This window comes from Mesorhizobium sp. BR1-1-16, assembly GCF_020165495.1.
Lineage (GTDB): Bacteria > Pseudomonadota > Alphaproteobacteria > Rhizobiales > Kaistiaceae > Kaistia.
In genome coordinates, this window is the sequence record NZ_JAIUIE010000011.1 from 1 (window position 1) to 23054 (window position 23054).

General features: G+C 64.7%; 22 protein-coding genes and 1 tRNA gene. 15 read left to right on the plus strand and 8 right to left on the minus strand.

What is annotated here, in order from left to right; translation table 11 throughout:
• Positions 1–106: 106 nt before the first annotated feature.
• The 5 genes from LB518_RS19370 to LB518_RS19390 form a co-directional block, all read right to left on the minus strand.
• The gene (locus LB518_RS19370) at positions 107–1366 is read right to left on the minus strand and encodes an AAA family ATPase (RefSeq protein ID WP_224579460.1); all 1260 of its coding nucleotides are present in this window, start codon (positions 1364–1366) and stop codon (positions 107–109) included.
• Positions 1367–1535: 169 nt separating this feature from the next.
• Positions 1536–1625 (minus strand) — tRNA-Ser (locus LB518_RS19375).
• A 164-nt stretch (positions 1626–1789) separates the two neighbouring features.
• Positions 1790–1975, minus strand: a complete 186-nt coding sequence (thmT, locus tag LB518_RS19380; protein WP_224579461.1) for a 2-hydroxymuconate tautomerase — start codon at positions 1973–1975, stop codon at positions 1790–1792.
• A 57-nt stretch (positions 1976–2032) separates the two neighbouring features.
• On the minus strand, positions 2033–2698 hold the full coding sequence (locus LB518_RS19385; protein WP_224579462.1) for an alpha/beta hydrolase: 666 nt from the start codon (positions 2696–2698) through the stop codon (positions 2033–2035).
• A 59-nt stretch (positions 2699–2757) separates the two neighbouring features.
• Entirely contained in the window at positions 2758–3708 is a 951-nt protein-coding gene (locus LB518_RS19390) for a ring-cleaving dioxygenase (RefSeq protein ID WP_224579463.1), read from the minus strand.
• Between the two features lie 166 nt (positions 3709–3874).
• Here LB518_RS19390 and LB518_RS19395 point away from each other — a divergent pair, with 166 nt between their 5' ends.
• The gene (locus LB518_RS19395) at positions 3875–5263 is read left to right on the plus strand and encodes a glycoside hydrolase family 1 protein (RefSeq protein WP_224579464.1); all 1389 of its coding nucleotides are present in this window, start codon (positions 3875–3877) and stop codon (positions 5261–5263) included.
• Here LB518_RS19395 and guaD read toward each other — a convergent pair.
• On the minus strand, positions 5251–6588 hold the full coding sequence (guaD, locus tag LB518_RS19400; protein WP_224579465.1) for a guanine deaminase: 1338 nt from the start codon (positions 6586–6588) through the stop codon (positions 5251–5253). The two genes, LB518_RS19395 and guaD, sit on opposite strands and share 13 nt — an antisense overlap.
• A 237-nt stretch (positions 6589–6825) precedes the next feature.
• Here guaD and LB518_RS19405 point away from each other — a divergent pair, with 237 nt between their 5' ends.
• Entirely contained in the window at positions 6826–8694 is a 1869-nt protein-coding gene (locus LB518_RS19405) for an ABC transporter ATP-binding protein (RefSeq protein WP_224579466.1), read from the plus strand.
• A gap of 193 nt (positions 8695–8887) precedes the next feature.
• Here LB518_RS19405 and LB518_RS19410 read toward each other — a convergent pair whose 3' ends face one another.
• Positions 8888–10063, minus strand: a complete 1176-nt coding sequence (locus tag LB518_RS19410) for a fumarylacetoacetate hydrolase family protein (RefSeq protein WP_224579467.1) — start codon at positions 10061–10063, stop codon at positions 8888–8890.
• A 428-nt stretch (positions 10064–10491) separates the two neighbouring features.
• Here LB518_RS19410 and LB518_RS19415 point away from each other — a divergent pair, with 428 nt between their 5' ends.
• From LB518_RS19415 to LB518_RS19475, 13 genes are all read left to right on the plus strand, one after another.
• Entirely contained in the window at positions 10492–11607 is a 1116-nt protein-coding gene (locus LB518_RS19415) for a BMP family ABC transporter substrate-binding protein (RefSeq protein WP_224579468.1), read from the plus strand.
• 116 nt (positions 11608–11723) lie between these two features.
• The gene (locus tag LB518_RS19420; RefSeq protein WP_502845853.1) at positions 11724–12839 is read left to right on the plus strand and encodes an ABC transporter permease; all 1116 of its coding nucleotides are present in this window, start codon (positions 11724–11726) and stop codon (positions 12837–12839) included.
• Entirely contained in the window at positions 12836–13762 is a 927-nt protein-coding gene (locus LB518_RS19425; protein ID WP_224579470.1) for an ABC transporter permease, read from the plus strand. Before LB518_RS19420 ends, LB518_RS19425 begins: the two co-directional genes overlap by 4 nt.
• A gap of 10 nt (positions 13763–13772) precedes the next feature.
• Positions 13773–14804: a formamidase gene (locus tag LB518_RS19430; protein ID WP_224579471.1), complete on the plus strand. Its 1032-nt coding sequence runs from the start codon at positions 13773–13775 to the stop codon at positions 14802–14804.
• Positions 14805–14813: 9 nt separating this feature from the next.
• Positions 14814–15542: a biuret amidohydrolase gene (gene biuH / locus LB518_RS19435; protein ID WP_224579472.1), complete on the plus strand. Its 729-nt coding sequence runs from the start codon at positions 14814–14816 to the stop codon at positions 15540–15542.
• Positions 15542–16678 carry a cyanuric acid amidohydrolase gene (gene atzD / locus LB518_RS19440; protein WP_502845851.1) on the plus strand — a complete coding sequence of 379 codons (1137 nt, stop codon included), beginning with the start codon at positions 15542–15544 and terminating at the stop codon, positions 16676–16678. The genes biuH and atzD overlap by 1 nt, the downstream gene beginning before the upstream one ends.
• Entirely contained in the window at positions 16675–18216 is a 1542-nt protein-coding gene (locus LB518_RS19445) for an ABC transporter ATP-binding protein (protein WP_224579473.1), read from the plus strand. The genes atzD and LB518_RS19445 overlap by 4 nt, the downstream gene beginning before the upstream one ends.
• A gap of 2 nt (positions 18217–18218) precedes the next feature.
• The gene (locus LB518_RS19450; RefSeq protein ID WP_224579474.1) at positions 18219–18881 is read left to right on the plus strand and encodes a cysteine hydrolase family protein; all 663 of its coding nucleotides are present in this window, start codon (positions 18219–18221) and stop codon (positions 18879–18881) included.
• Between the two features lie 15 nt (positions 18882–18896).
• Positions 18897–19079 (plus strand): DUF4089 domain-containing protein, encoded by a 183-nt coding sequence (locus tag LB518_RS19455; RefSeq protein ID WP_224579475.1) that lies wholly within the window; start codon positions 18897–18899, stop codon positions 19077–19079.
• A complete protein-coding gene (locus LB518_RS19460; RefSeq protein WP_224579476.1) occupies positions 19076–20476 on the plus strand; it encodes an AtzE family amidohydrolase in 1401 nt (466 codons plus the stop codon). The genes LB518_RS19455 and LB518_RS19460 overlap by 4 nt, the downstream gene beginning before the upstream one ends.
• An 11-nt stretch (positions 20477–20487) precedes the next feature.
• Positions 20488–21279: a 5-formyltetrahydrofolate cyclo-ligase gene (locus LB518_RS19465; protein ID WP_224579477.1), complete on the plus strand. Its 792-nt coding sequence runs from the start codon at positions 20488–20490 to the stop codon at positions 21277–21279.
• 2 nt (positions 21280–21281) lie between these two features.
• Positions 21282–21686 carry an oxalurate catabolism protein HpxZ gene (gene hpxZ / locus LB518_RS19470; RefSeq protein WP_224579608.1) on the plus strand — a complete coding sequence of 135 codons (405 nt, stop codon included), beginning with the start codon at positions 21282–21284 and terminating at the stop codon, positions 21684–21686.
• A complete protein-coding gene (locus LB518_RS19475) occupies positions 21680–22360 on the plus strand; it encodes a GntR family transcriptional regulator (protein WP_502845854.1) in 681 nt (226 codons plus the stop codon). The genes hpxZ and LB518_RS19475 overlap by 7 nt, the downstream gene beginning before the upstream one ends.
• Before the next feature lie 9 nt (positions 22361–22369).
• Here LB518_RS19475 and mtgA read toward each other — a convergent pair whose 3' ends face one another.
• Entirely contained in the window at positions 22370–23044 is a 675-nt protein-coding gene (mtgA, locus tag LB518_RS19480; RefSeq protein ID WP_502845855.1) for a monofunctional biosynthetic peptidoglycan transglycosylase, read from the minus strand.
• Between the last annotated feature and the right edge of the window lie 10 nt (positions 23045–23054).

Genomic DNA, 23054 nt, shown 5'->3' on the forward strand with positions numbered 1-23054 from the left:
GGGTCTCTCTGCGATTGAGGGAGCGGGGGCCGAGTACGGGGGGAAAGACTCTCAGCCGCCGTATACGTGGGACCTCTCACATAAGGCACCCCAAATTTGATTTAGCCTAGCTCCCACCTAGCTGAACGCCATTGCTTTCCGCATCAAGTCTCACATAGCCTCGCATTATGTTTTCCCGAAAGCCGAACCAACCGGCGCCGTAGCCAACCACTATGTGGCCGTGGGACGCTTTCCTTAACGAGAGGAGCCGCTGGTTTAGTTTCTCCTTAGAGATTTGCACTCGACTTTCGCCCCGAGCGAGCATTATTCGAGAATAAGACTGCTCATAGATGTCTCCAAGTTGGCGGCGATCTGACGAGCGATCAGCCAGCGACCAAAGAGCCTCTTCATAGTCGTTTGTATTTTTGGTCTTTTTGGTCGCTTGATTGAACTGCGCCTTTAGCAGCGGCTCGGTACGGCGGAGGGCGGTAGATATAGCTTCCTTGAAATGCTCGGATCGGACGGCGGATATCTGATCTTCGTCGTCAGCAGCCGCCCAGAAGAGAGACTCTCCAATTAGGTGGACGTAATGGGGAAAACCGTCACTAATTACGCCAATGCGAATTAGCTTATCGCGATCGACCGTGACGCCCAGTTCATCGGCTGTCGTAGTGATGATCTTCCACAGTTCGTCGTGTCGGAGGCTGCTAAGCTCGACGGGCTCAAAAGTTCTTCCAGTCGAAGGGTGGGCTCCGAGTATCTCTTGAATGTCATTCCCGATGCCGCAAAAGATGAACCTGATCCGGTCCGATGCAGTTGGCACTCCCTTTATAAACTCTGCGAACTTCATTCGATCGTGAGGGTCGTTAAGTCGCTCCATTTCGTCGACGATGACGACTCGCTTTGCGCCAGCCGACCGAGACTCAACGTATCGAACGATCTCAAGTGCCTCAGCCAGGTTTTGCGGGCGAGGGATGTTGAACTCTGTATTTGATTTCGGCCCGATGTTAACGCCGTTGCCCATGAGGCTCCCACCGAACGCTCTAGTCGTCGTCTTTTCAAAGGCGGCGGTGGGTGGAAGAGCTTGGCGCCCAATTGATTGCACGACATCTTCAAAGCCCGTCGCGGAACCGCAGTTTACCAAAATTGGGTCCGCATTGGCCGAGGTATGCAGGTAGGCCGCCGTCAAGGCTAAGGAGGTTTTCCCCACGCCCCTATCTCCGTAGATGAATATCTGTCGGCCGGGAGAACTCAACGCGCGATCGATAATTTGTAGACTCTTGTGCCGGCCGAAGAGCCGCTCAGGAGACTTTATCGTATCGGACGGGGTGAGATGACGGCCTAGGATTGCCTTAATGTCATCATCGCCCAAGTTACCTATCGTCATGCTGGCAATTCCCCCAACCCGACTCGCTAGCACTATGCTAACGGATGAGGCGAATGGCCGCGAGCGCCGATGAGATACGCCCGGTGGGGGATAATGTGTGGGGCGTCGTGTGGGGTATGGTCGCCAGAAACGAGCCATAAACCATTGAAATATATAGCCTTAGGGCAGATGGCGGAGAGGGGGAGATTCGAACTCCCGATACCCTTGCGAGTATGCCGCATTTCGAGTGCGGTGCAATCGACCACTCTGCCACCTCTCCGCGGTGGCGCCGTTCGCGCGAAGCGGGTGATACATGGACGCGGGGGGGATGACAAGAGGTGGATGCGTGCTTTGACGGGTCATCCACGCCTGCCTCGGGCCTAAGGCGTACGCTGCGGCCATGCGGGCGGCCGCGCTGCCCATCTTTGCAAGGCGTGGTGAGGATCAGCGGGCGCTGAACAGGACGCCGCCGCGCGCCTTGCTCGACTTTGAGCTTTCGACGATCTGTACAACGACCTGTTCTGCCGCGACGCCGAAATTGCGTGTCACGGCGTCGGTGATGTCCTTGACGAGGCCGCGTTTCTGCTCAGTGGATCGGCCCTCGACGGCATAGACGATGATTTCGGGCATGGGCAGGCTCCGCTCCGGCAAACGAAAGCGCAATCGGAGCCTGCCATGCCTCGTCCGTCAAGCCTCGGCGCCGAGGCCGGTCAGCATGGTCCGGACGAGACCGATCTCATCATCGTTCACGCCGTGGCTGGAGCCGGGATAGATCCGCTTCGTCACGCTGGCGCCGCTTGCCGCGAAGCGCTCGGCCGAAACCTCGACGCGGGACAGCGGAATATGCCCGTCGCGTTCCGAACAGCCGAGCAGCACCGGCGTTCCGGCGAGCCGCTTGTCGCCCTGCCAGAGCTCGGTTTCGGTGCCGATCAGCCCGCCAGACAGGGCCACGACGCCGCCATAGCGGGCAGGCCGCCGCGCGGCCGCCTCGAGCGCGAGGCAGGCGCCCTGCGAAAAGCCGAGCAGCACGATGCGTTCGTCGGGCAGCCCGGCGGCGTTGAGGTCATCGACGAGATTGCCGACCGTTTCGAGCGCCGCGCCGAGATAGGGCGCGTTGACAGCGCGTGGCTCGATGAAGCGCTGCGGATACCAGACATTGCCGGCTGCGGCGGGCGCCAGAAAGGCGAGATCGCCTTGGCGGAAATAGGCGGCGAGCGAGAGAATATCGTCTGCGCTGCCGCCACGGCCGTGCAGCATGACGACGGCGCCGCGCGCTTCTTCCGGCGCGACCCCTGCGGCAAGGATGGGGCGGCCGCCATGCGGCGGCGCGCTGCGGGTCGAGGTGATGGACATGATGATGATCCGATCGCGATGGAGAGGACGCGGCGCCGGCGAGGGCGCCGCGTGAAAGGCTAGAGCGGCTGCAGGCGGCTTTCGATCGAGGCGCGGCGCGGCTCGAGGAAAGGCGGCAGCGACAGGTGCTCGCCGAGCGTCTCCAGCGGCTCGTCGGCCGTGAAGCCCGGGACGTCGGTGGCGATCTCGAAGAGGACGCCGCCCGGTTCGCGGAAGTAGAGCGAGCGGAAGTAATAGCGCTCGACCTCGCCCGACGAGGGCATGCGGAAGCCGCGCACGCGTTCGGTCCACGCCGTCAGCCCCTCGTGATCCGGCGTGCGGAAGGCAACGTGATGAACGCCGCCGGCGCCTTCGCGCGCAACCGGGAGGTCTGGCTCGACCGCGACATGCAGTTCGGCCGACGGCCCGCCTTCACCCATCGAGAAGACATGGACGCTGTTCGAGGAGATGGCGCTGACCGGATAGTCGCGCAGCTTCTGCATGTTCATGACGCGGGTCAGCACCTGCTCGGTCGGCCCAAGCGCCGGCACGCTCATGGTGATCGGCCCGAGACCGAGGATCTGATGCTCGGGCGGCACAGTGCTCTTCTCCCAGGGATGGCGCGCGCCGATCCGCTCGTCGGCGACGAGGACGAGGCGCTGGCCTTCCGGATCCTCGAATGCGAGCGACAGGCGGCCGGTCGTCTCGTTCGGCTCGGTCATCTTGACGCCAGCGGCGGCCAGGTGATCGCGCCACCAGCCGATGCTGGCCGGATCGACGCGGAAGCCTGTGCGGGTGACCGAATGCGTGCCACGGCGGGCGGGCGCGGCCGGCCAGTCGAAGAAGGTGATGTCGGAGCCGGGCGTCGCGGCGCCATCGCCATAGAAGAGGTGGTAGGCGGTCGTGTCGTCCTGGTTCACGGTCTTCTTGACGAGGCGAAGGCCAAGCACGCGGGTGTAGAAATCGAGGTTGCCAGGCGCATTCGCGGTGATGGCGGTCAGGTGGTGGAAGCCTCCGAGGGTCAGGTCCATGGCGGCAGTCTCCCGTTTGAAGTTATTGTCTGACGCAAAGATCGGCTCTCGGGGGCGCGAAGACAATCGGCCGGCCGGCACAAGCTTGTCTACACAGGGTGGACAATCGAACTCGATTGATCAACGAATCCGAGCCGAAAGATGCTCGATCTCGGGGAGGAGCAGCATGGCGAAGGACAGAACGGGGTTCCGCTGGGGTGCGGCCAGCGCCGCCTATCAGGTCGAGGGCGGCTGGCAGCTGGACGGCAAGGGCCTCAGCAATTGGGACGTCTGGACCAATATCGACCGCGTGACCGAGCCGGTCTCTGGCAAGTTCGAGACCGGCAATGTCGCGATCAACGCCTATGACCGAACGCAGTATCTTGACGATATTGCCCTGATGAAGCGGCTCGGGCTCGATTGCTACCGCTTCTCGCTCGCCTGGTCGCGGCTGCTGCCGGATGGAACGGGGCGAGTCAGTGCGGCCGGTGTCGCCCATTACCAGCGCTTCTGCGACGAACTCATCGCCGCCGGCATCGAGCCGATCGTCACCTTGTTCCACTGGGACCTGCCGCAGGCGCTGCAGACGGAGGGCGGCTGGCACGACCGCCGTTCCATCGACTGGTTCCGCGAGTATGCCCGCGTGGCGCGCGAGGCGCTTGGCGAGCGCGTCTCGAAATACATCACCTTCAACGAGCCCTTTATCGATCTCTTCCTGATGGAGCCGATGATCGCCGCCATCAAGGAGGGCGGCGCGGTCACCGAGGCGATGCTCGGCCGGCAGGGCATTGCTCTGCATCACTGGATGGTCGCAAGCGCCGGCGTGATCGCCGATTTCCGTGCGGCGGGTTTCGCCGGCGAGATCGGCCTCGCGCTGCCGCTGATGCCGATGGTTCCCGAAAGCGGCGATACGGCCGATACGGAGGCCGCCGAGCGCGCCGACGCGATCATCAACCGCTGGTGCCTCGATGCGATGTTCAAGGGCCGCTATCCCGACGCCGTGATGGAGATCTTCGGACGCCTCGATCCGGACTTCTGCATCGACGATGCGGATTTCGCGCTGATGGCGGCGAACCATCCGGATTTCCTCGGCGTCAACTTCTACGCGCCGGCCTATATCCGCAGCGATGCGGCCGCGCCGTTCGGCTATCGCTGGTTCGACACCAATCCAGATCCCGAGCCGCAGGCCTTCAACGGGCCGGTGCGCCCCGACGCGCTCAGGGCGCTGCTCGAACGCATCCGCGACGACTACGGCAATCCGCCCATCTACATCACGGAGAACGGCGCCGGCTTCGGGCCCGGCGACGAGGTGATGGAGCGCGGGCAGATCGTCGATCCACTGCGCGCCGACTACCTGTCGCGCCACATCGCGGCGGCTCTCGAGGCGAAGCGGGACGGCGTCGATCTGCGCGGCTATATGGTCTGGAGCCTCTTCGATAATTTCGAATGGCTGTTCGGCTATGCACGGCGCTTCGGCATTGTGCATGTCGATTTCGAGACGCAGAAGCGCACGCCCAAGCTGAGCTTCGAGACCTATCGCGCGATCATAACCAAGGGCCTCGCTCAGGCGGGATAGGCAAACGGGTCGCCGGCCCGGTCGCGATCATACACCGGCGTGCCGGCAACATAAGTCGCGCGGACGGCGCGGTCATCGCCAAGCGTCATCAGGACGGAGAGCGCTTCCGTCAGGTCGCGGCAGTAGGCGGTGCGGAACTGGAGCAGCGGCGTCGCGGCCGGATCCAGAACGATGATATCCGCCTCGCGGCCGGGCTCGATGGCGCCGATGCGATCGGACAGATGCAGCGCCTCGGCCGCGCCCGTCGTCGCCAGCCACAGTGCCTCGGCGGTGGAAAGCGTTGTGCCGCCGAGCTTTGCCACCTTGTAGGCCTCGTTCATGGTCTGGAGCTGGGAAAAGCTCGTTCCGGCGCCGAGATCCGTGCCGAGAGCGACCTGGACTGGCCGATCGGCGCGCTTCGCCTCGAACAGGCGGAAAAGCCCGCTGCCGAGGAAGAGGTTAGAGGTCGGGCAATGCGCCAGCACCGAGCCGGTGCGGTGGCAACAGGCGAAGTCCGCTTCGCTCATATGCACGGCATGGCCGAAGATGGCGCGCGGTCCGGTCAGGCCGGCATGGTCGTAGACATCGAGATAGCTCGTTCGCTCGGGGAACAGCTCTGCGACCCAGGCGATCTCGGCTTTGTTCTCGCAAAGATGCGTCTGAACATAGGTGCCGGGATGGGCCTTCCAGAGCCTGCCTGCGGCTTCGAGCTGCTCCTCAGAGCAGGATGGCGCGAAGCGGGGCGTGATCGCATAGAGCTGGCGGCCCTTGCCGTGCCAGCGGGCAATCAGCGCCGCGCTTTCCTCGGTGCCGCTCGCTGCCGTGTCGGTGAGGTCGAGCGGTGCGTTGCGGTCCATCAGCACCTTGCCGGCGATCATGCGCGTGCCGAAGCGTTCGGACTCGGCGAAGAATGCATCGACCGAGTGAGGATGGACGGTGCAATAGACGGCGGCCGTGGTCGTGCCGGCGCGCAGCAATTCGCGCAGGAAGCGGCCGGCGACCTCGTCAGCATGCGCCGGATCGGAGAAACGCGCTTCGGCGGGAAACGTGAACGCATTGAGCCAGGCCAGCAGTTCCTCGCCGGCGGCGCCGATCATCTCCATCTGCGGATAATGGACATGGGCGTCGATGAAGCCGGGCGACAGGATGGCGCCGGGATAGTGATCGACCGGCGTGCCGGGCGGAAGGCTGGCCAGCACGGCTTCGGCGGGGCCGACGCTGACGATCAGGCCATCTTCGATGACGACGAGGCGATCCTCCTCGAAGACAAGAGCCTCGCGTCCGGCCGCGCCGAAGGGGTCGCTTTGAAACCGCGCCACCGTGCCTCGGATCGCCCTTGCCGCCATCGCCAACCCCTTTTGAATGTGTCGAAGCCGACGATCCCGCGTCCTGCGGCGAATTGAAAGTGGGCTTGTCGCGGCTGGTCATCGCATGCCCGCTCTTCAAGAGGGCCGACACTGCTTGAATTAGCCGCAAGGCCGATCGATGGACAGAAGCGGGCAGGGGCGGTAAAAGGGCGGCATCATCAACTACGGGAGCCGCGTCCGATCGCGTTGCACTTCGAGGCGACGGGCTCATGTCTCATGGCACAAACCGAAGTCAAAGCCGCCGAGGACACTCTGGCAGAAGCCATTCGTCCCTCCTTCCTCGTCCGGCGCTGGCAGTCGTTCCGAGCGGATCTCGCTGATCCCGACGGCACGGTGGCGATGATCGCGCGCATCCTGCGCGGCAACTACAAGGCGCACTGGAAGGGCTACACGGTCTCCTTCTTCTTCCTGTTCATCGTCGCGGGCATGACCTCTCTGTCGGCCTGGATCATGAGCAGCGTCGTCAACCAGATTTTCGTCAAGCAGGACAAGGAGATGCTCGTTCTCCTCTCCTGTGCCGTCGTGGGCATCTTCGTCGTGAAGGGTGCGGCGACCTATGGGCAGATGGTCGTCCAGAGCCGGATCGGTAACCGCATCGTCGCGGAGAACCAGAACCGCTTCTACGATCGAATCCTGCGTTTCGGCCTCAATTTCTACAATGAGCGCGCCTCGGGGGAGATGATCATGTCGATCTCCGCCGGCGCCAACGGCATCCGTGTCGTGATCGATACGCTCGTGCTCAGCGTTGGCCGTGATTTCGTGACGCTGATCGGTCTCATCTTCGTGATGGTCTATCAGGCGCCGATCATGGCGGTCTTCGCGCTGGTGGTCGCGCCGGTGGCGATCATGTTCATCACGCGCCTTGTGAAGCGCATCCGGAACATCGCGCGGGCCGAGTTCACATCCGGTATCCAGATCATCTCGATCATTCAGGAAACCGTGCACGGGGCCAAGATCGTCAAGGCATTCGGCCTCGGCGATCATATGCGCCTGCGCATGTCCGATGCCGTCGGCTCCGTCGAGAAGCGCGCCAACAAGATCTCGCAGCTCCAGGCCCGCACCAGCCCGCTGATGGAAACGCTTGGCGGTGTCTCGATCGGTCTCGTCATCTTCTATGCCGGCTGGAGCACGATCTCGGCCGGCAAGACGCCGGGCGAGTTCATGTCGTTCATCACCGCGCTGCTGCTTGCCTACGAGCCGGCCAAGCGCCTTGCCCGTGTCCAGGTCGGCATGGCCGAGAGCCTCGTCGGCGTGCGGGCGCTGTTCTCGATCCTCGACCATCCGGTCAGCGTCACCGAAAACGACGAGAATCCGGCTCTGAAGCTGACGCGGGGCCGCATCGATCTCGATGACATCACGTTCGGCTATCGCCTCAATGAGCCGGTGTTGCACGGCATCAACCTCTCGGTCGAGCACGGCAAGCGCCTTGCGCTTGTCGGCCCCTCGGGCGGAGGCAAGTCGACCATTCTGTCGCTCATCCAGCGCTTCTACGATGTGCAGAAGGGGGCGATCCGGGTCGACGGCCAGGATATCCGCTCCGTCTCCATCGATTCGCTGCGGCGGCACATCGCCTTTGTCAGCCAGGACGTGTTCCTGTTCTCCGGCACGGCGCGCGACAATATCCGCATCGGCCGGCTCGACGCGACGGATGCCGAGGTCGAGCAGGCAGCGCGCGATGCCTTTGCCCATGATTTCATCATGAACCTGCCGAACGGCTATGACAGCACGGTTGGCGAGAATGGCGTCCAGCTTTCGGGTGGCCAGCGCCAGCGCATCGCGATTGCCCGCGCGATCCTCAAGAATGCGCCGATCCTGCTGCTCGACGAGGCAACCTCGGCGCTCGATTCGGAATCCGAACGGATGATCCAGGCCGCGCTGGACAAGCTGGTCGAGGGGCGCACGACGATCGTGATCGCCCACCGCCTTGCGACCATCCTGACGGCCGACGAGATCGCGGTGATCGAGCATGGCAGGGTGCTGGAAAGCGGCACCCATGCCGAACTGGTGCGCAAGCAGGGCCTCTATGAGAAGCTCTACCGCTACCAGTTCGCCGAGGATCCGACGCTGGAGCGCCAGAGCGCGTAAGGTCCCTGACGTTGCCGGGCGTGCCCGGCAACGCTTCGTCACAGAGCGGAGAGCCTGCCGTCTAGGACGGATCGACATTCATGTTCTGTCGCGCCGCCACTCCATCCCGCTGTCATTGCCGGGCTTGACCCGGCAATGACACGCGAACGAGAACGCGATCGCCAGCCTGCGCTCGGCTGAATATCGATCCGCCCTACAGCAGGCCGCGACCCGACAGGTTCTTCATCAGCGCGTTCGCGCCGAAGGTCCACGGCTCGGCGTCGGACGAGTACACGACGCGGTTCGACAACTGGCCGAGTTTCGGCGCGGCGATCGTCACGATGTCGCCGATCTTGTGCGTGAAGCCTTGGCCGGGGCCGTCGCGATCCTGCACCGGCGCGAACATCGTACCGAGATAGAGCACGAAGCCATCGGGATACTGATGGTTCTTGCCGACCGTCTGCTTGACGAGATCTTCCGGATCGCGGCTGATCTTCGACATCGCGCTGGAGCCGTCCATGAGGAAGCCGTCCTCGCCGGCGACCGTCAGGCGAACTTCGGTCTGCCTGACATCGTCGAGCGAGAATGACGCGTCGAACAGGCGGATGAACGGCCCGATCGAGGCGCTGGCATTGTTGTCCTTCGCCTTCGAGAGCAGCAGCGCCGAGCGCCCCTCGACATCGCGCAGATTGACGTCGTTGCCGAGCGTCGCGCCGACGATATGGCCGCTGGACGAGACCACGAGGACGACCTCGGGCTCCGGATTGTTCCAGGTCGAGATCGGATGGATGCCGACTTCGGCGAGATGGCCGACGCTCGACATCGGCTGCGCTTTCGAGAAGATCTCGGCATCGGGGCCGATCCCGACCTCGAGATATTGCGACCACATGCCCTTCTCGATCAGAAGGGCCTTGAGCGCCGCTGCCTGCTCGGAGCCGGGGCGGAGCCGCGCCAGATCGTCGCCGATCGTCGTCTGGATCTCCGAGCGGATCGCATTGGCCCGCTCGGGCAGGCCGCGCGCCTGCTCCTCGATGACGCGCTCGAGCATCGAGACCACGAAGGTGACCCCGGCCGCCTTCACTGCCTGAAGGTCGATCGGCGAGATCAGCCACGGCTTGGTACGGTCGCGCGTCGCGAGCGGCGTGTTGGCGAGAAGGTCGGCGAGGCTTCCGAGACTCTCGCCCGCCGCCATGGCTGCCACGCGGCCTGGATCCTCCATCTCGCAGAGATCGCGCATGGTGACGACCTCGGCAGTGATGTCGAGGACCTCGTCACCTCTCAGCGATACGATCGAGGGACCGTCGAGGTCGGGCCTGAACACCCGCCCGACCAGCGTGGCCTCGCCGGCATCCTGGGGCAGCGCAAAGGCAGGTGTCGTATCGAACGGCATGGGGCGGTCCTCTTGGATTTTCGGGCGCCGGCGTCGAGGCCGGCGGGCGGGGGAATCTAGTACGAGGGGCGGGCCATGCCAACCGTCAGCAGGGTCCTGTCGGCGCATCGGCAGTGTCTTCTCTGCCGTATTTCTGGGCCTTGAGACTGGCACGATCAGACGGCTGTCTAAATTGTATGCAATGCTGCGCTATTGTATGCAATCTCAGGATATGCCCGCCGCCGGCTGAACGCGGCGGAGCCGATCGGGCGATCGGCGAGCGGAATCTCGCACGAAATTAACTCAACGAATTCAACCGGCTGCAAGGCCATGTGCGCCGGGGGCGGGCGGCTGGCCGCGCTTTGGCACATCTGTTGCGAGACAGGGGAACGGGAGCACCCCGGCGTGGGGAGGCCTGCGCCGATGTCCGTTGCAAGAGGTAACTGCCCATGTCCGCATTCACACTCAATCGCAGGACGCTGCTGAAGAGCGCCGCGATCGGCTCGCTTGGCCTGACCACGGGCCTTTTGACCCAGCGTTCGGCCTTCGCGGCTGACCTGACGATCGGCATCATCTATGTCGGTTCGCGCGATGACTATGGCTGGAACCAGGCGCATGCCGTGGCGGCCAAGGCGCTCGCCGCTGTCCCGGGCGTCAAAGTCGTTGAGGAGGAGAACGTTCCTGAGACGGTCGCCGTATCCAAGACCATGGAATCGATGGTCGAGCTTGATGGCGCCGGCCTGATCTTCGCAACGTCCTTCGGCTACTACTCGCCCTTCATGGTCGATGCCGCCAAGAAATATCCCGATGTCCAGTTTCGCCATGCGGCGCCGCTGTGGACCGACAAGGACCCGAAGAACGCCGGCAGCTATTTCGGCTATCTCGACCAGGCCCATTACATCGATGGCATCGCCGCTGGCCTCTCGACCAAGTCGAACAAGCTTGGCTTCGTCGCCGCCAAGCCGATTTCCTCGGTGCTCTCGAACATCAACTCGTTCACGATCGGCGCCCGCAAGGTCAATCCGAACGCCACCGTCCAGGTGATCTTCACCGGCGACTGGTCGATGCCGGTGCGCGAGGCCGAGGCCACCAATGCGCTGATCGATGCGGGCTGCGACGTCATCACCTGCCATGTCGACAGCCCGAAGACGGTCATTCAGAACGCCGAGGCCAAGGGCGTCAAGTCCTGCGGCCACAATGCCTCGCAGGCTGATCTCGCGCCGAAGGGCTTCATCACCGGCGCCGAATACAAGTGGGAGACGATCTACAAGCAGTATGCCGACACGCTGACGAAGGGCGGTGAACTGCCGAACTTCCTTTCGGGCGGCTACGATCTCGACTTCGTGCAGAACACGCCCTATGGCGCCGGTGCGACGCCCGAGGCTATCAAGGCGGCCGATGCCGCCAAGGTCGAGATGAAGGCCAAGGTGCCGGTCTTTGTCGGGCCGCTCAAGGACAATACCGGCAAGGAAGTCATCCCGGCCGGCACGTCGCATGCGCCTTACGATCCGTGGATCGACCAGATCAACTTCCTGGTCGAAGGCGTCACCGGCTCCATCACCTGATCGACCCCGCGCGGGCACGGCCCGCCGCAATAAAGCGCCGCCCCGGCTTTGGCCGGAGCGGCACGACGGGCGGCGCCGCCGCCTCTATCCCTTCTCTCTTCGGGAGCGTTTCCATGGTGGATATTGCACAGCAGGACGCCGCGCCGGCGATCTCCGGCGGTTTCGCCGAGGCGCTCGACCGGGTGCGGCGATCGTCCGAATATGTCGTGATCCCGCTGTTCGCGCTCCTCGTGGCAGGGCTCCTGTTCTCGATCTTCCTGCTGGCGCTCGGCCAGTCGCCCGGAACGTTCTTCGCGCTGCTCTGGCGCGGTGGCTTCGGCACCGGGTTCTCGTGGCAAAACACGCTGGTGCGCGCGGCGCCGCTTATCCTCACGGCGCTCTGCGTCGCGATCCCGGCGCGTCTCGGCCTCGTCATCATCGGCGGCGAGGGCGCGCTGGTACTCGGCGGCTTTGCCGCCGCGGTGGCGTCGATCCCGCTGGTTCATGCCGGCGCGCCGAGCTTTGTGGTGCTGCCTGTGATGTGCCTCTGCGCCATCGCCGTCGGTGGATTGTGGATCGGGCTCGTCGGCGTGCTGCGGCACTACCGGGGCATCAACGAGACCATCGCCAGCCTGCTGATGTCCTACATCGCCATCGCGATCATGAATTTCTTCGTCGAGGGAGCGCTGCGCGATCCGGCCAACCCGAACAAGCCGTCGACCCAGGCGATCGGCGAGGCCAACATGATCGGCGATGTGCCGGGCCTCGGCGTGCATTGGGGCCTGCCGGTCGGCATCGTCGTCGCGATCCTGCTGTGGGTGCTGATGAACCGCACCACGTTCGGCTTCGCGGCGCGCGTCACCGGCGGCAATGTCCGCGCCGCGCGGGCGCAAGGGCTTCCCGTCGGGCGGCTCATCGTCATTTCCTGCGCCATCGCGGGGGCCTGCGCGGGCCTTGCCGGCTTCTTCGAGGTCGCGGCGATACAGGGCAAGGCCAATGCGTCGCTCGCCGCCGGCTATGGCTTCACCGGCATCCTGGTCGCGTTTCTCGCCCGGCAGAACCCGCTCGCCATCGTGCCGGTGGCCATCTTCCTCGGCGGGATCGCGGCGGCCGGCGGGCTGATCCAGCGCCGCATGGGCATGCCCGACGCCACTGTGCAGGTTCTGCAAGGGTTGATGTTCGTCGTGCTCCTGGTCAGCGAGACGCTTTACGGCCGACTTCCGATCTTCCGGGCGAAAGGAGACAAGCGATGAGCGGCACCGATATCGGCTTCTGGGGTGTTCCGCTTGCGATGTTCGCCGGCGCCATCCGCGTCTCGACGCCGTTCCTGTTCGTCTCGCTCGGCGAATGCCTCACCGAGAAGTCGGGCCGGATCAATCTCGGCCTTGAAGGTACGCTCGTCTTCGGCGCCATGTCGGGCTATGCCGTCTCCTATCTCACGGGTTCACCCTGGCTCGGCGTGCTGGCGGCCGGCATCTCCGGCATGTTCTTCGGCGCCATCCACGGCTATATCTGCAAGCTTCCCAAGGTGAACGACATCGCGATCGGCATCGCCATGATGTTGTTCGGGACGGGGCTCGCCTTCTTCTTCGGCAAGCCGTTCATCCAGCCGCAGGCGCCGCATCTGCCCTCGATCAATCTCGGCGGCTGGTCTGATTACCCGCAGATCCAGTCGGCGCTCGAGATCAATCCGCTCTTCCTGGTCGGCGCCGTGCTCGCGGTCGCGATGTGGTGGGCGTTCAAGAACACGCGTTGGGGCCTTATCATCCGCATGACCGGCGACAGCGCGCCGGCGGCCCTCGCGATGGGCTATTCGGTCGATCTCGTCCGCTTTCTCGCCACGACGGTTGGCGGCTTCTTCGCCGGCGTCGGCGGCGCCTTCCTGTCGCTCTATTATCCGGGCGCCTGGAGCGAGGGCCTTTCTTCCGGGCAAGGCCTGATGGCGGTCGCGCTCGTCATTTTCTCGCGCTGGAACCCGCTGCTCTGCTTCGGTGCAGCGCTCCTCTTCGGCGCGGCCGGCGCCATCGGGCCGGCGCTGCAATCGGTCGGGATCACGCAGGGCTACTATTTCTTCAACGCGGCGCCCTACCTCCTGACCCTCTTCATCATGATCGCCTCCGTCTCGCCGAAGCGCTCGCTGAAGGGCGCGCCGGGCGAACTGTCGATCACCAAGTAGGAGTATCGCCATGAATGGATTGGGAGGCCTCAACAAGGCGCCCGAGGGCGTCGTCATCGGCCTTGTGCAGCTGCAACTGCCTGTCACCGTCACCAAGGGTGATCTTGCACGCCAGACGGCGCGGGTCGTCGAACTGGTCGGCAAGGCGCGGCGCAACAATGCCGGCATGGACCTTGTCGTCTTCCCGGAATATGCGCTGCACGGGCTGTCGATGGACATCAATCCCGAGATCATGTGCGATCTCGACGGTCCGGAGGTCGCCGCTTTCAAGGAAGCCTGCGCGACGCACAAGATCTGGGGCTGCTTCTCGATCATGGAGCGCAATCCCGGCGGCAATCCTTATAACTCCGGCATCGTCATCGACGATACCGGCGCGCTGAAGCTCTATTATCGCAAGCTCCATCCCTGGGTGCCTGTCGAGCCTTGGGAGCCCGGTGACATCGGCATTCCCGTCATCGACGGCCCCAAGGGCTGCAAGCTGGCGCTGATCATCTGCCATGATGGCATGTTCCCGGAGATGGCGCGCGAATGCGCCTACAAGGGCGCCGAGATCATGATCCGCACGGCGGGCTATACCGCGCCGATCCGCCAGAGCTGGCGCTTCACCAATCAGTCGAACGCCTTCTGCAATCTGATGGTCACTGCGAATGTCTGCATGTCGGGCTCGGACGGGACGTTCGATTCCATGGGCGAGGGGATGATCGTCAATTTCGACGGCGAGATCATCGCGCATGGCACCAGCGGCCGTCCGGACGAGATCATCGCCGCCGAGGTTCGTCCCGATCTCGTGCGCGAGGCGCGCATCCACTGGGGCGTCGAGAACAACATCTATCAGTTCGGCCATCGCGGTTATGTCGCGGTGAAGGGCGGCGCGCAGGATTGCCCCTACACCTACATGACCGATCTTGCCGCCGGCCGCTATCGCCTGCCCTGGGAGGCCGAGGTGGTGCACACGGATGGCACTGCCTGCGGTTTTGCTGCGCCGACGCGGCTTCATGGCGAGCGCGCCGACGCGCCGGATGCCAAGCAGGCCGCGGAGTAGGAGGTGGACATGGCTTCCGATACTCTCGACGAGCGCGTCGCCGCAGCTTTCGTTCACGAAGGCCGTACCATCGCCTCCGACCCCTATCCCTGGCCGTTCGACGGCAATCTGAAGCCTGACAACACCGCGCTCATCGTCATCGACATGCAGGTCGATTTCTGTGCGCCCGGTGGCTATGTCGACTCGATGGGCTACGACATCTCGCTGACCCGCGAACCGATCGAGCCGATCCGCCGCGTGCTCGATGCGATGCGCGCCAAGGGCTATCACGTCATCCATACGCGAGAAGGCCATCGCCCCGATCTCGCCGATCTGCCCGCCAACAAGCGCTGGCGCTCGCAGCGGATTGGCGCCGGGATCGGCGACCAGGGCCCATGCGGCCGCATTCTGGTGCGCGGCGAGCCAGGCTGGGAAATCATCCCGGAACTGCAGCCGATCGCGGGCGAGGCGATCATCGACAAGCCCGGCAAGGGCTCGTTCGTCGCCACCGACCTTGAACTGGTCCTGCGCCAGAAGGGCATCCGCAACATCGTGCTCGCCGGCGTCACCACCGATGTCTGCGTTCACACCACGATGCGCGATGCGAATGATCTTGGCTATGAATGCGTGCTGCTCAGCGATTGCACCGCCGCCACGAAGCGCGAAAATCATCTCGCGGCCATCGACATGGTCAAGATGCAGGGCGGGGTCTTCGGCGCCGTTGCGACGTCTGATGCGCTGATCGCGGGGCTTGTCTGATGACACGCACGGCCTTTGTCCATCGCATCGCGGCCGCATCGCCGGACGATGTTTCGGGGCTTTCGGACGCGATCGCGTCGGGAGTGATCGATCCGCGTGGCATCACCGCGATCCTCGGCAAGACCGAGGGCAATGGCAACGTCAACGATTTCACCCGCGCCTTTGCCGTCCGCGCGCTCAAGGACGCATTGCGGCCGCATCTCGCGCCCGAGGCTGTCGAGGCGGTGTCCTATGTGATGTCCGGCGGCACCGAAGGGGCCATGTCGCCGCATTTCCTGGTGCTTGGCAGCAGCGAGACGGACAATGCTGGTCCCTCGCCGGCGCTGGCGGTCGGCGGCGCGCACACGCCGGCGATGCCCTTCGAGCAGCTTGGCCGACTCGGTCAGGTGGCACTCGTCGCCGAGGGCGTTCGCGCCGCCATGGCCGATGCCGGCATCACCGATGCTGCCGATGTCCATTTCGTCCAGATCAAATGCCCATTGCTGACGGCGGAGCGCATCGCCGCCGTCGAGGCGAGCGGCGCCAGCGTCGCTACGCGCGATACTCTGAAATCCATGGGCCTCTCACGCGGCGCTTCGTCGCTCGGCGTTGCCGTCGCGCTCGGTGAGATTGCGCTCGAAACCTTCGATGAAGCCGCGATCGGTCGCGACGCGTCGCTGTGGTCGGGCCGTGCCTCGGCATCGGCCGGCGTCGAGCTCGCCAATCACGAGATCGTCGTGCTCGGCATGAGCCGCGACTGGTCGGGGCCGCTCGCCATCGACCATGCCGTGATGGCAGACGGCATCGATGTCGAACCCGTGCGCGCGGCGCTGCGTCGTCTCGGCTTCGCCGCCAACGGACAGCTGACGCCGGGCGAACGGCCGGCGCTGGTTGCGCTGCTCGCCAAGGCCGAGGCCGGCACCAGCGGGCGCCTCCGCGGTCTCCGTCACACGATGCTCGATGATTCCGACATCTCGTCGACGCGTCATGCCCGCGCCTTTGTGGCCGGCAGCCTCGGGGCTCTTGTCGGCCATGCCGGCATCTATGTCTCGGGCGGCGCCGAGCATCAGGGCCCCGATGGCGGCGGCCCTGTCGCGGTCATCGCCGATCGCCGCCTCATCCCATCGCTTGTCGCAGCAGAAGGATCGCCGTCATGACCGCGTTCGCCGAACCGACAGGAGCCGTGCGTCGCGCGGTGGAACTGGAGACCGTCGGCATGACCAAGATCTTCGGATCGCTGGTCGCGCTGGAGGACGTCTCTGTTCATGTGAAGCCGGGCACGCTGCATGCGCTGCTCGGCGAGAACGGCGCCGGCAAGTCGACGCTGGTCAAATGCATCATGGGTTTCTACCAGCCGACCCGTGGCACGGTCATGGTCGATGGCAAGGAGGTCGTGATCGCGACGCCGCGTGACGCCCATGCCCATGGCATCGGGATGGTCTACCAGCATTTCACGCTGGTGCCCTCGCTGACGGCGGCTGAAAACCTCGTCATCAGCCGCGCCCATCCGCCGGCGGTGATCGACTGGAAGAAGGAGATCGCCGGGCTGGAGGAATTCCTGGAGCGGATGCCGTTCAAGGTGCCGCTGACGGTCCCGGTCGCGAGCCTTTCGGCCGGCGAGAAGCAGAAGCTTGAAATCCTGAAGCAGCTCTATCTCGACCAGCGCTTTCTGATCCTCGACGAGCCGACCTCGGTGCTGACGCCGGGCGAGGCCGATGAGGTGCTCGGCCTGTTGCGCGGCATGACCGAGGCGGGCGACCTGACGATCCTGATGATCAGCCATAAGTTCCGCGAGGTCATGGCCTATGCCGATGACGTCACGGTGCTCCGGCGCGGACAGAAGATCGGCGGCGGCAAGGTCGGCGAACTCACCGTCGACGACATGAGCCGCATGATGATCGGCGACACCAAGATCCGTGAACGCGCCGCCCGCAAGACGTTCACCGGTCAGAAGGTGACGCTGGAACTCGCCGGCATCTGCGCCGAGGACGATGGCGGCATGCCGGCGGTCGATGCCGTCAATCTCAAGGTCCATGCAGGCGAGATCGTCGGCGTCGCCGGCGTCTCCGGTAATGGCCAGTCGACGCTGATCGAGGTGCTGTCTGGCCAGCGCGACATGACCGAGGGCCAGCTTTTCATCGACGGGGAGAATTTCGAGCCGGTGCGCCAGCAGATGGCAAAGTTCAAGGTGTTCGGCCTGCCGGAGGAACCGCTGAAGAATGCCGCGGTGCCGCGCATGACCGTGGCCGAGAACATCGCCTTCCGCTCCTTCGACGAACCGCCGATCGCCCGGCGCTTCGGCTTCATGTCGCCGAAGCCGATGCGCAAGCGCGCGCGCGAGCTCATCGCCGCCTATCGCATCAAGACGCCCTCGACCGAGGAGCCGATCGAGAATCTCTCGGGCGGCAATGTTCAGCGGGCGATCCTTGCGCGCGAGCTTTCCGGGCAGGTCGATGTGCTGATCGTCGCCAATCCCTGTTTCGGCCTCGACTTCGCGTCCGTGTCTGAAATCCGCTCGCAGATCATGGACCAGCGCAATCGCGGCGCTGCCGTGCTGCTGGTTTCGGAGGATCTCGACGAGGTGCTGGAACTTTCGGATCGTGTCGCAGTGATGTCGGGCGGCGGTATCCACTATGTCGTGCCGATCGCCGAGGCCGACCGCAATTCCATCGGCAAGGCGATGGCGGGGCATTGAGCATGATCACTGTCGACGCCAAGCCGTTTCCCTATGCCTTTCCACCTGAAAAGACGGCGCTGATCGTTATCGACATGCAGCGCGATTTCGTCGAGCCAGGCGGCTTTGGCGAATCCCTCGGCAATGATGTCTCGCTGCTCCGGGCCATCATTCCGACCGTCGCATCGCTGATCGGCCTCTTTCGCACCAAGGGGTGGCCGGTGATCCATACGCGCGAGGGTCACGAGGCTGATCTCTCCGATTGCCCGCCCAGCAAGATCCGCCGCGGCGCCCCGTCGATGCGGATCGGTGATGTCGGGCCGATGGGGCGCATCATGGTGCGCGGCGAACCCGGCAACGCGATCATCCCCGAGCTTCAGCCTGTCGACGGTGAGATCGTGATCGACAAGCCCGGCAAGGGGGCCTTCTATGCGACCTCGCTCGGCGATGATCTGGCGCGCCTCGGCATCACACATCTCGTCTTTGCCGGCGTCACCACCGAGGTCTGCGTGCAGACGACGATGCGCGAGGCCAATGATCGCGGCTTCGACTGTCTGCTGATCGAGGACGCGACCGAGAGCTATTTCCCGCACTACAAGGCCGCGACCGTTTCGATGATCGCGGCGCAGGGCGGAATCGTCGGCTGCGTGACGCCGTTCACGTCGCTCGAAGCCGCGGCGGCGTGAGGAAAGGACGGAGTGATGAAAGAGTTCGATGCGGCGGCCCATGTCGCGCATATGGAACAGGTGATGGGGCTCACGATCGACGAGGCCTGGCGGGCGGGGGTTGTCGCCAACATGGCAGCCACGGCGCGCGCCGCCGCGCTGGTGACCGAGTTCAAGCTCGATGATCATGTCGAGCCGGCGCCGGTGTTCAAGCCGTGAGCGCCTTCGACATCCTGTTCCGACCAGGCCATGAGATCGCCGCCGACGTTCGCGCGCGCCGCATTTCCGCCCGGGAAGTGACCGAGGCGGCGCTCGATGCCATCGAGGCGCTTGACGGCAAGCTCAACGCCTTCACCGATGTAACGGCGGAGCGGGCGATCGAGGAAGCGAACCGTGTCGATGCCGCCATGATCGAGGGCAAGTCATTGCCGCTGGCGGGCGTGCCTTATGCCGTCAAGAATCTCTTCGACATCGAGGGCGTGGTTACCCGCGCCGGGTCCAAAATCAATCGCGACAATGCGCCGGCCACCGCCGATGCGAGCCTCGTGACGCAGATGCAGAAGGCGGGCGCCGTGCTGATCGGCGGCGTCAATATGGGCGAATATGCCTATGACTTCACCGGCGAGAACGTCCATGACGGTGCATCGCTCAACCCGCATGATCCGGCCCGCATGTCGGGCGGCTCGTCGGGAGGATCGGGCACGGCGGTCGCCTCCGGCATGGTCGCCCTGTCGCTCGGCTCCGACACCAATGGCTCGATCCGCGTGCCGTCGTCCTTCTGCGGCCTTTATGGTTTGAAGCCGACGTTTGGCCGCCTTTCGCGCGCCCGAACCTTTCCCTTTGTCGCCAGCCTCGATCATCTCGGGCCGATCGCACGCTCGCCGCGCGATCTCGCAGCCGCGTTCAACGCGCTGCAATTTCCTGATCCCGACGACCGTCATCAGCTGGCGCAGCGTCCGTTGGATGTCGAGCGCGCACTTGGAACCGGCATCAGCGGCCTTCGCATCGCGGTTGCCGGCGGCTATTTCCGTGACCAGGCTGGCAGCGAGGCCCTGGCGGCCGTCGAGCATGTCGCGAAGGCCCTTGGCGCGAGCCAGGAAGTCACCCTGCCGGAGGTCCACCGGGCGCGCGCTGCCGCCTATGTCATCACGACCAGCGAATCCTCGGCCCTGCATCTACAGCGCCTTCAGACGCGGGCCGGGGACTATGATCCCGACACGCGCGATCGTTTCCTCTCCGGCGCGATGGTGCCGGCGGCCTGGTACATGGCCGCGCAACGTTTCCGGACATGGTTCCGCGCCGAGATGGAGCATCTGTTCGAGACCGTCGACGTCATTCTCGCGCCTGCGACGCCGTTTCCAGCGCTCCTCTCTGGCACGAAAGAGGTGGAGCTTGCCGGCAACAGGGTTCCGGCCCGGCCCAATATCGGTATCTTCGCACAGCCGATCAGCTTCATCGGCCTGCCGGTCGTGGCCGTGCCGGTCTGGCCCGCCGGCACGCATCTGCCCATCGGCGTGCAGGTGATCGCGCCTGCGTGGCGAGAAGACATTGCGCTTCGGGTTGCCGAGGCACTGCATCAGGCCGGCGCCACGGCGGCGCCCGTCGCTCCCCTATGAATGCTGAGATCATGACCACCGAAACCGAACTCAACGCCCGCTGGGCCGGCCGCAACAACGACAAGGATCGGCTGCGCGACCGCATCTGGGCGAAGCTCAAGACTGACGGCGTCAATGTCGGGCCGGTTGACAGCCGCATCCCGAATTTTGCCGGTGCCGATCTCGCCGCGCTGCATCTCTCGCGGCTCGATGACTGGAAGAATGCACGCGTCGTCAAATGCAATCCCGATCCGCCGCAGATACCGGTCCGGCTGCGCGCCCTCTATGACGGCAAGATCCTCTATGCGCCGGTGCCGGAGCTGACCAAGGGCTTTCCGTTCGTTCGTCTCGATCCAGCGGTGCTCGAGGCCAAGGGCGTGCAATTCGAACTCGCGGCCGTTTCGCAAGGCTTTGTCGAGCATGGCGAGCCGGTGGAATTCGAAGAGATGGAAAAACTCGATTTCGTTGTCGTCGGATGTGTCGCCGTCAGCCGCGCCGGCGGGCGCACGGGCAAGGGCGGCGGTTTTGCCGATCTTGAGCTCGGCATCTTCCGCGAGCTTGGCAAGGTGACGCCGGAGACGCCGGTCGCGACGACTGTGCATTCGGTCCAGGTCGTCGACGACGCGCTGCTGCCGATGCAGCCGCACGATTCACCCCTCGATTTCATCGCGACGGATCTCGGCCTGATCGAGACCGGCACCACCATGGCGCGGCCGACGGGAGTCGCCTGGGACTTCGTGCAGGCCGACCAATATGCCTCGATCCCGTTCCTCAACGATCTGAGGGCACGCATCGAGAACCGCGGGGGCCGAGCGGCATCATGACCATCGAGATCGATCATCCCGAGACCAAGGCGGAACTCGAAGAAGCCTTTGCCCGCTATGAGGCAGCGCTGGTCGCCAATGACGTCGCCGTCCTGGACGAGCTCTTTCTCGTTTCGCCGGCGACGATCCGTTATGGCGCGACTGAAAATCTCTACGGCTACAACGAGATTGCCGCGTTTCGCTCCGGCCGCTCGCCGGCTGGCCTCGCGCGGCGGCTCGCGCGAACCGTCATCACGACCTATGGCCGCGACTGCGGCGTCGCCTCGACCCTGTTCTATCGCGATAGCGCGCCGGGCAAGGTCGGCCGCCAGACGCAGACCTGGGTGCGCACGGTCGCGGGCTGGCGGGTCGCGGCGGCACATGTCAGCCTGATCGCTGATCCGGATGGCGGCGGGACTGGATCGTGAGGGCGCGCGCGGCCGATCCGGGAGAGACACCCGTTCGCCGCACGCGGACCGAAGACCTGCGGCTGCAGCTTGCCGACGAGATCGTGCGCGGCGTATTTGCGCCCGGGGACCCGCTCGACGAAGCCGGGTTGGCGGCGCGCTATGGCGTGTCGCGGACGCCGGTACGCGAGGCGCTACGGCAATTGGCGGCGAGCGGGCTCGTCGAAATCCGCCCGCATCGCGGGGCCATCGTCACCCGGCCTTCCGAAAGCCGGCTGATGGAGATGTTCATCGTCATGGCCGAGCTCGAAAGCCTCTGCGCCGCGCTGGCTGCCGAGGCGATGAGCCTTCTCGAGCGGCGCGAACTGGAGCGGGTGCATCGTGTCCTCGGTGAATTGGTGAAGTCGGGTGATCCGCTGCGCTATGCCGAGGCCAATGAGCGCTTCCACGGCGCCATCTATGCCGGAGCCCATAATGGCTACCTCGCCGAACTGACGCTGGCGACGCGGGCGCGGCTCGCGCCATTCCGCCGGGCACAGTTCCGCCGCGTCGGGCGCCTGGCGGATTCCTTCGACGAGCATGACCGCATCGTCGAATCGATCCTGCGTGGCGATCGCGATCAGGCGACGCGCGAAATGCGCTCCCATATCGGCACGGTCAAGGAAGCCTTCGACCGGTATATGGAAGGGCGCTGAGCCGAGGCGTCAGAGGCAGTCCACGTAAGGCCCGGCCTGTCGGGCCCGGCGCTCGATGATGCGGGCGGTGCCCTGCATGACGCGCGACGGTTTAGCCGGATTGCGGGCGATCGGGTTTGGCAGCGCCGCGGCGAGCAGTGCCGCCTGCCGCGTGGTGAGGTCGCGTGCCGGACGACCGAAATAGCGTTCCGACGCCGCCTCGACACCGAACAGGCCGGGTCCCCATTGCGCGATGTTGAGATAGATCTCGATCAGGCGCCGCTTCGACCAGATGAAATCGGCGTAATAGGCGAGGGGAATCTCCAGTCCCTTGCGGATATAGCTGCGCGATTGCCAGAGATAGAGATTCTTGACCGTCTGCATCGGAATGGTGCTGGCGCCGCGCGAGGGACCGCCCTTCGTAGCCATCACCAGGTTGAGCTGGTCCCAATCGACGCCGGCATGCTCGCAGAACCGGCCATCCTCCGACATGATCACCGAATTCACCATTGCAGGCGCGATGGCATCGAACGAGACCCAGTCGCGCTGCATGCCCTGGAAGGTGAGGCCCGACCAGAGCATCAGCGTCGAAACCGGCGGGACGATCCAGTAAATCGGCGTCAGCACGAGCGGCAGCGCGATGATGACGAGCGCGACTTTGCAGGCGAGGACGAGCCAGCGGCGACGGCGTCTTGCAACCGGCATGGCAGCCTCC

Coding starts and splice junctions, on each gene's coding strand:
- LB518_RS19370 (WP_224579460.1), bottom strand. CDS start 1,366: ATGACGATAGGTAACTTGGGCGATGATGACATTAAGGCAATCCTAGGC.
- thmT (WP_224579461.1), bottom strand. CDS start 1,975: ATGCCCGAAATCATCGTCTATGCCGTCGAGGGCCGATCCACTGAGCAG.
- LB518_RS19385 (WP_224579462.1), bottom strand. CDS start 2,698: ATGTCCATCACCTCGACCCGCAGCGCGCCGCCGCATGGCGGCCGCCCC.
- LB518_RS19390 (WP_224579463.1), bottom strand. CDS start 3,708: ATGGACCTGACCCTCGGAGGCTTCCACCACCTGACCGCCATCACCGCG.
- LB518_RS19395 (WP_224579464.1), top strand. CDS start 3,875: ATGGCGAAGGACAGAACGGGGTTCCGCTGGGGTGCGGCCAGCGCCGCC.
- guaD (WP_224579465.1), bottom strand. CDS start 6,588: ATGGCGGCAAGGGCGATCCGAGGCACGGTGGCGCGGTTTCAAAGCGAC.
- LB518_RS19405 (WP_224579466.1), top strand. CDS start 6,826: ATGGCACAAACCGAAGTCAAAGCCGCCGAGGACACTCTGGCAGAAGCC.
- LB518_RS19410 (WP_224579467.1), bottom strand. CDS start 10,063: ATGCCGTTCGATACGACACCTGCCTTTGCGCTGCCCCAGGATGCCGGC.
- LB518_RS19415 (WP_224579468.1), top strand. CDS start 10,492: ATGTCCGCATTCACACTCAATCGCAGGACGCTGCTGAAGAGCGCCGCG.
- LB518_RS19425 (WP_224579470.1), top strand. CDS start 12,836: ATGAGCGGCACCGATATCGGCTTCTGGGGTGTTCCGCTTGCGATGTTC.
- LB518_RS19430 (WP_224579471.1), top strand. CDS start 13,773: ATGAATGGATTGGGAGGCCTCAACAAGGCGCCCGAGGGCGTCGTCATC.
- biuH (WP_224579472.1), top strand. CDS start 14,814: ATGGCTTCCGATACTCTCGACGAGCGCGTCGCCGCAGCTTTCGTTCAC.
- atzD (WP_502845851.1), top strand. CDS start 15,542: ATGACACGCACGGCCTTTGTCCATCGCATCGCGGCCGCATCGCCGGAC.
- LB518_RS19445 (WP_224579473.1), top strand. CDS start 16,675: ATGACCGCGTTCGCCGAACCGACAGGAGCCGTGCGTCGCGCGGTGGAA.
- LB518_RS19450 (WP_224579474.1), top strand. CDS start 18,219: ATGATCACTGTCGACGCCAAGCCGTTTCCCTATGCCTTTCCACCTGAA.
- LB518_RS19455 (WP_224579475.1), top strand. CDS start 18,897: ATGAAAGAGTTCGATGCGGCGGCCCATGTCGCGCATATGGAACAGGTG.
- LB518_RS19465 (WP_224579477.1), top strand. CDS start 20,488: ATGACCACCGAAACCGAACTCAACGCCCGCTGGGCCGGCCGCAACAAC.
- mtgA (WP_502845855.1), bottom strand. CDS start 23,044: ATGCCGGTTGCAAGACGCCGTCGCCGCTGGCTCGTCCTCGCCTGCAAA.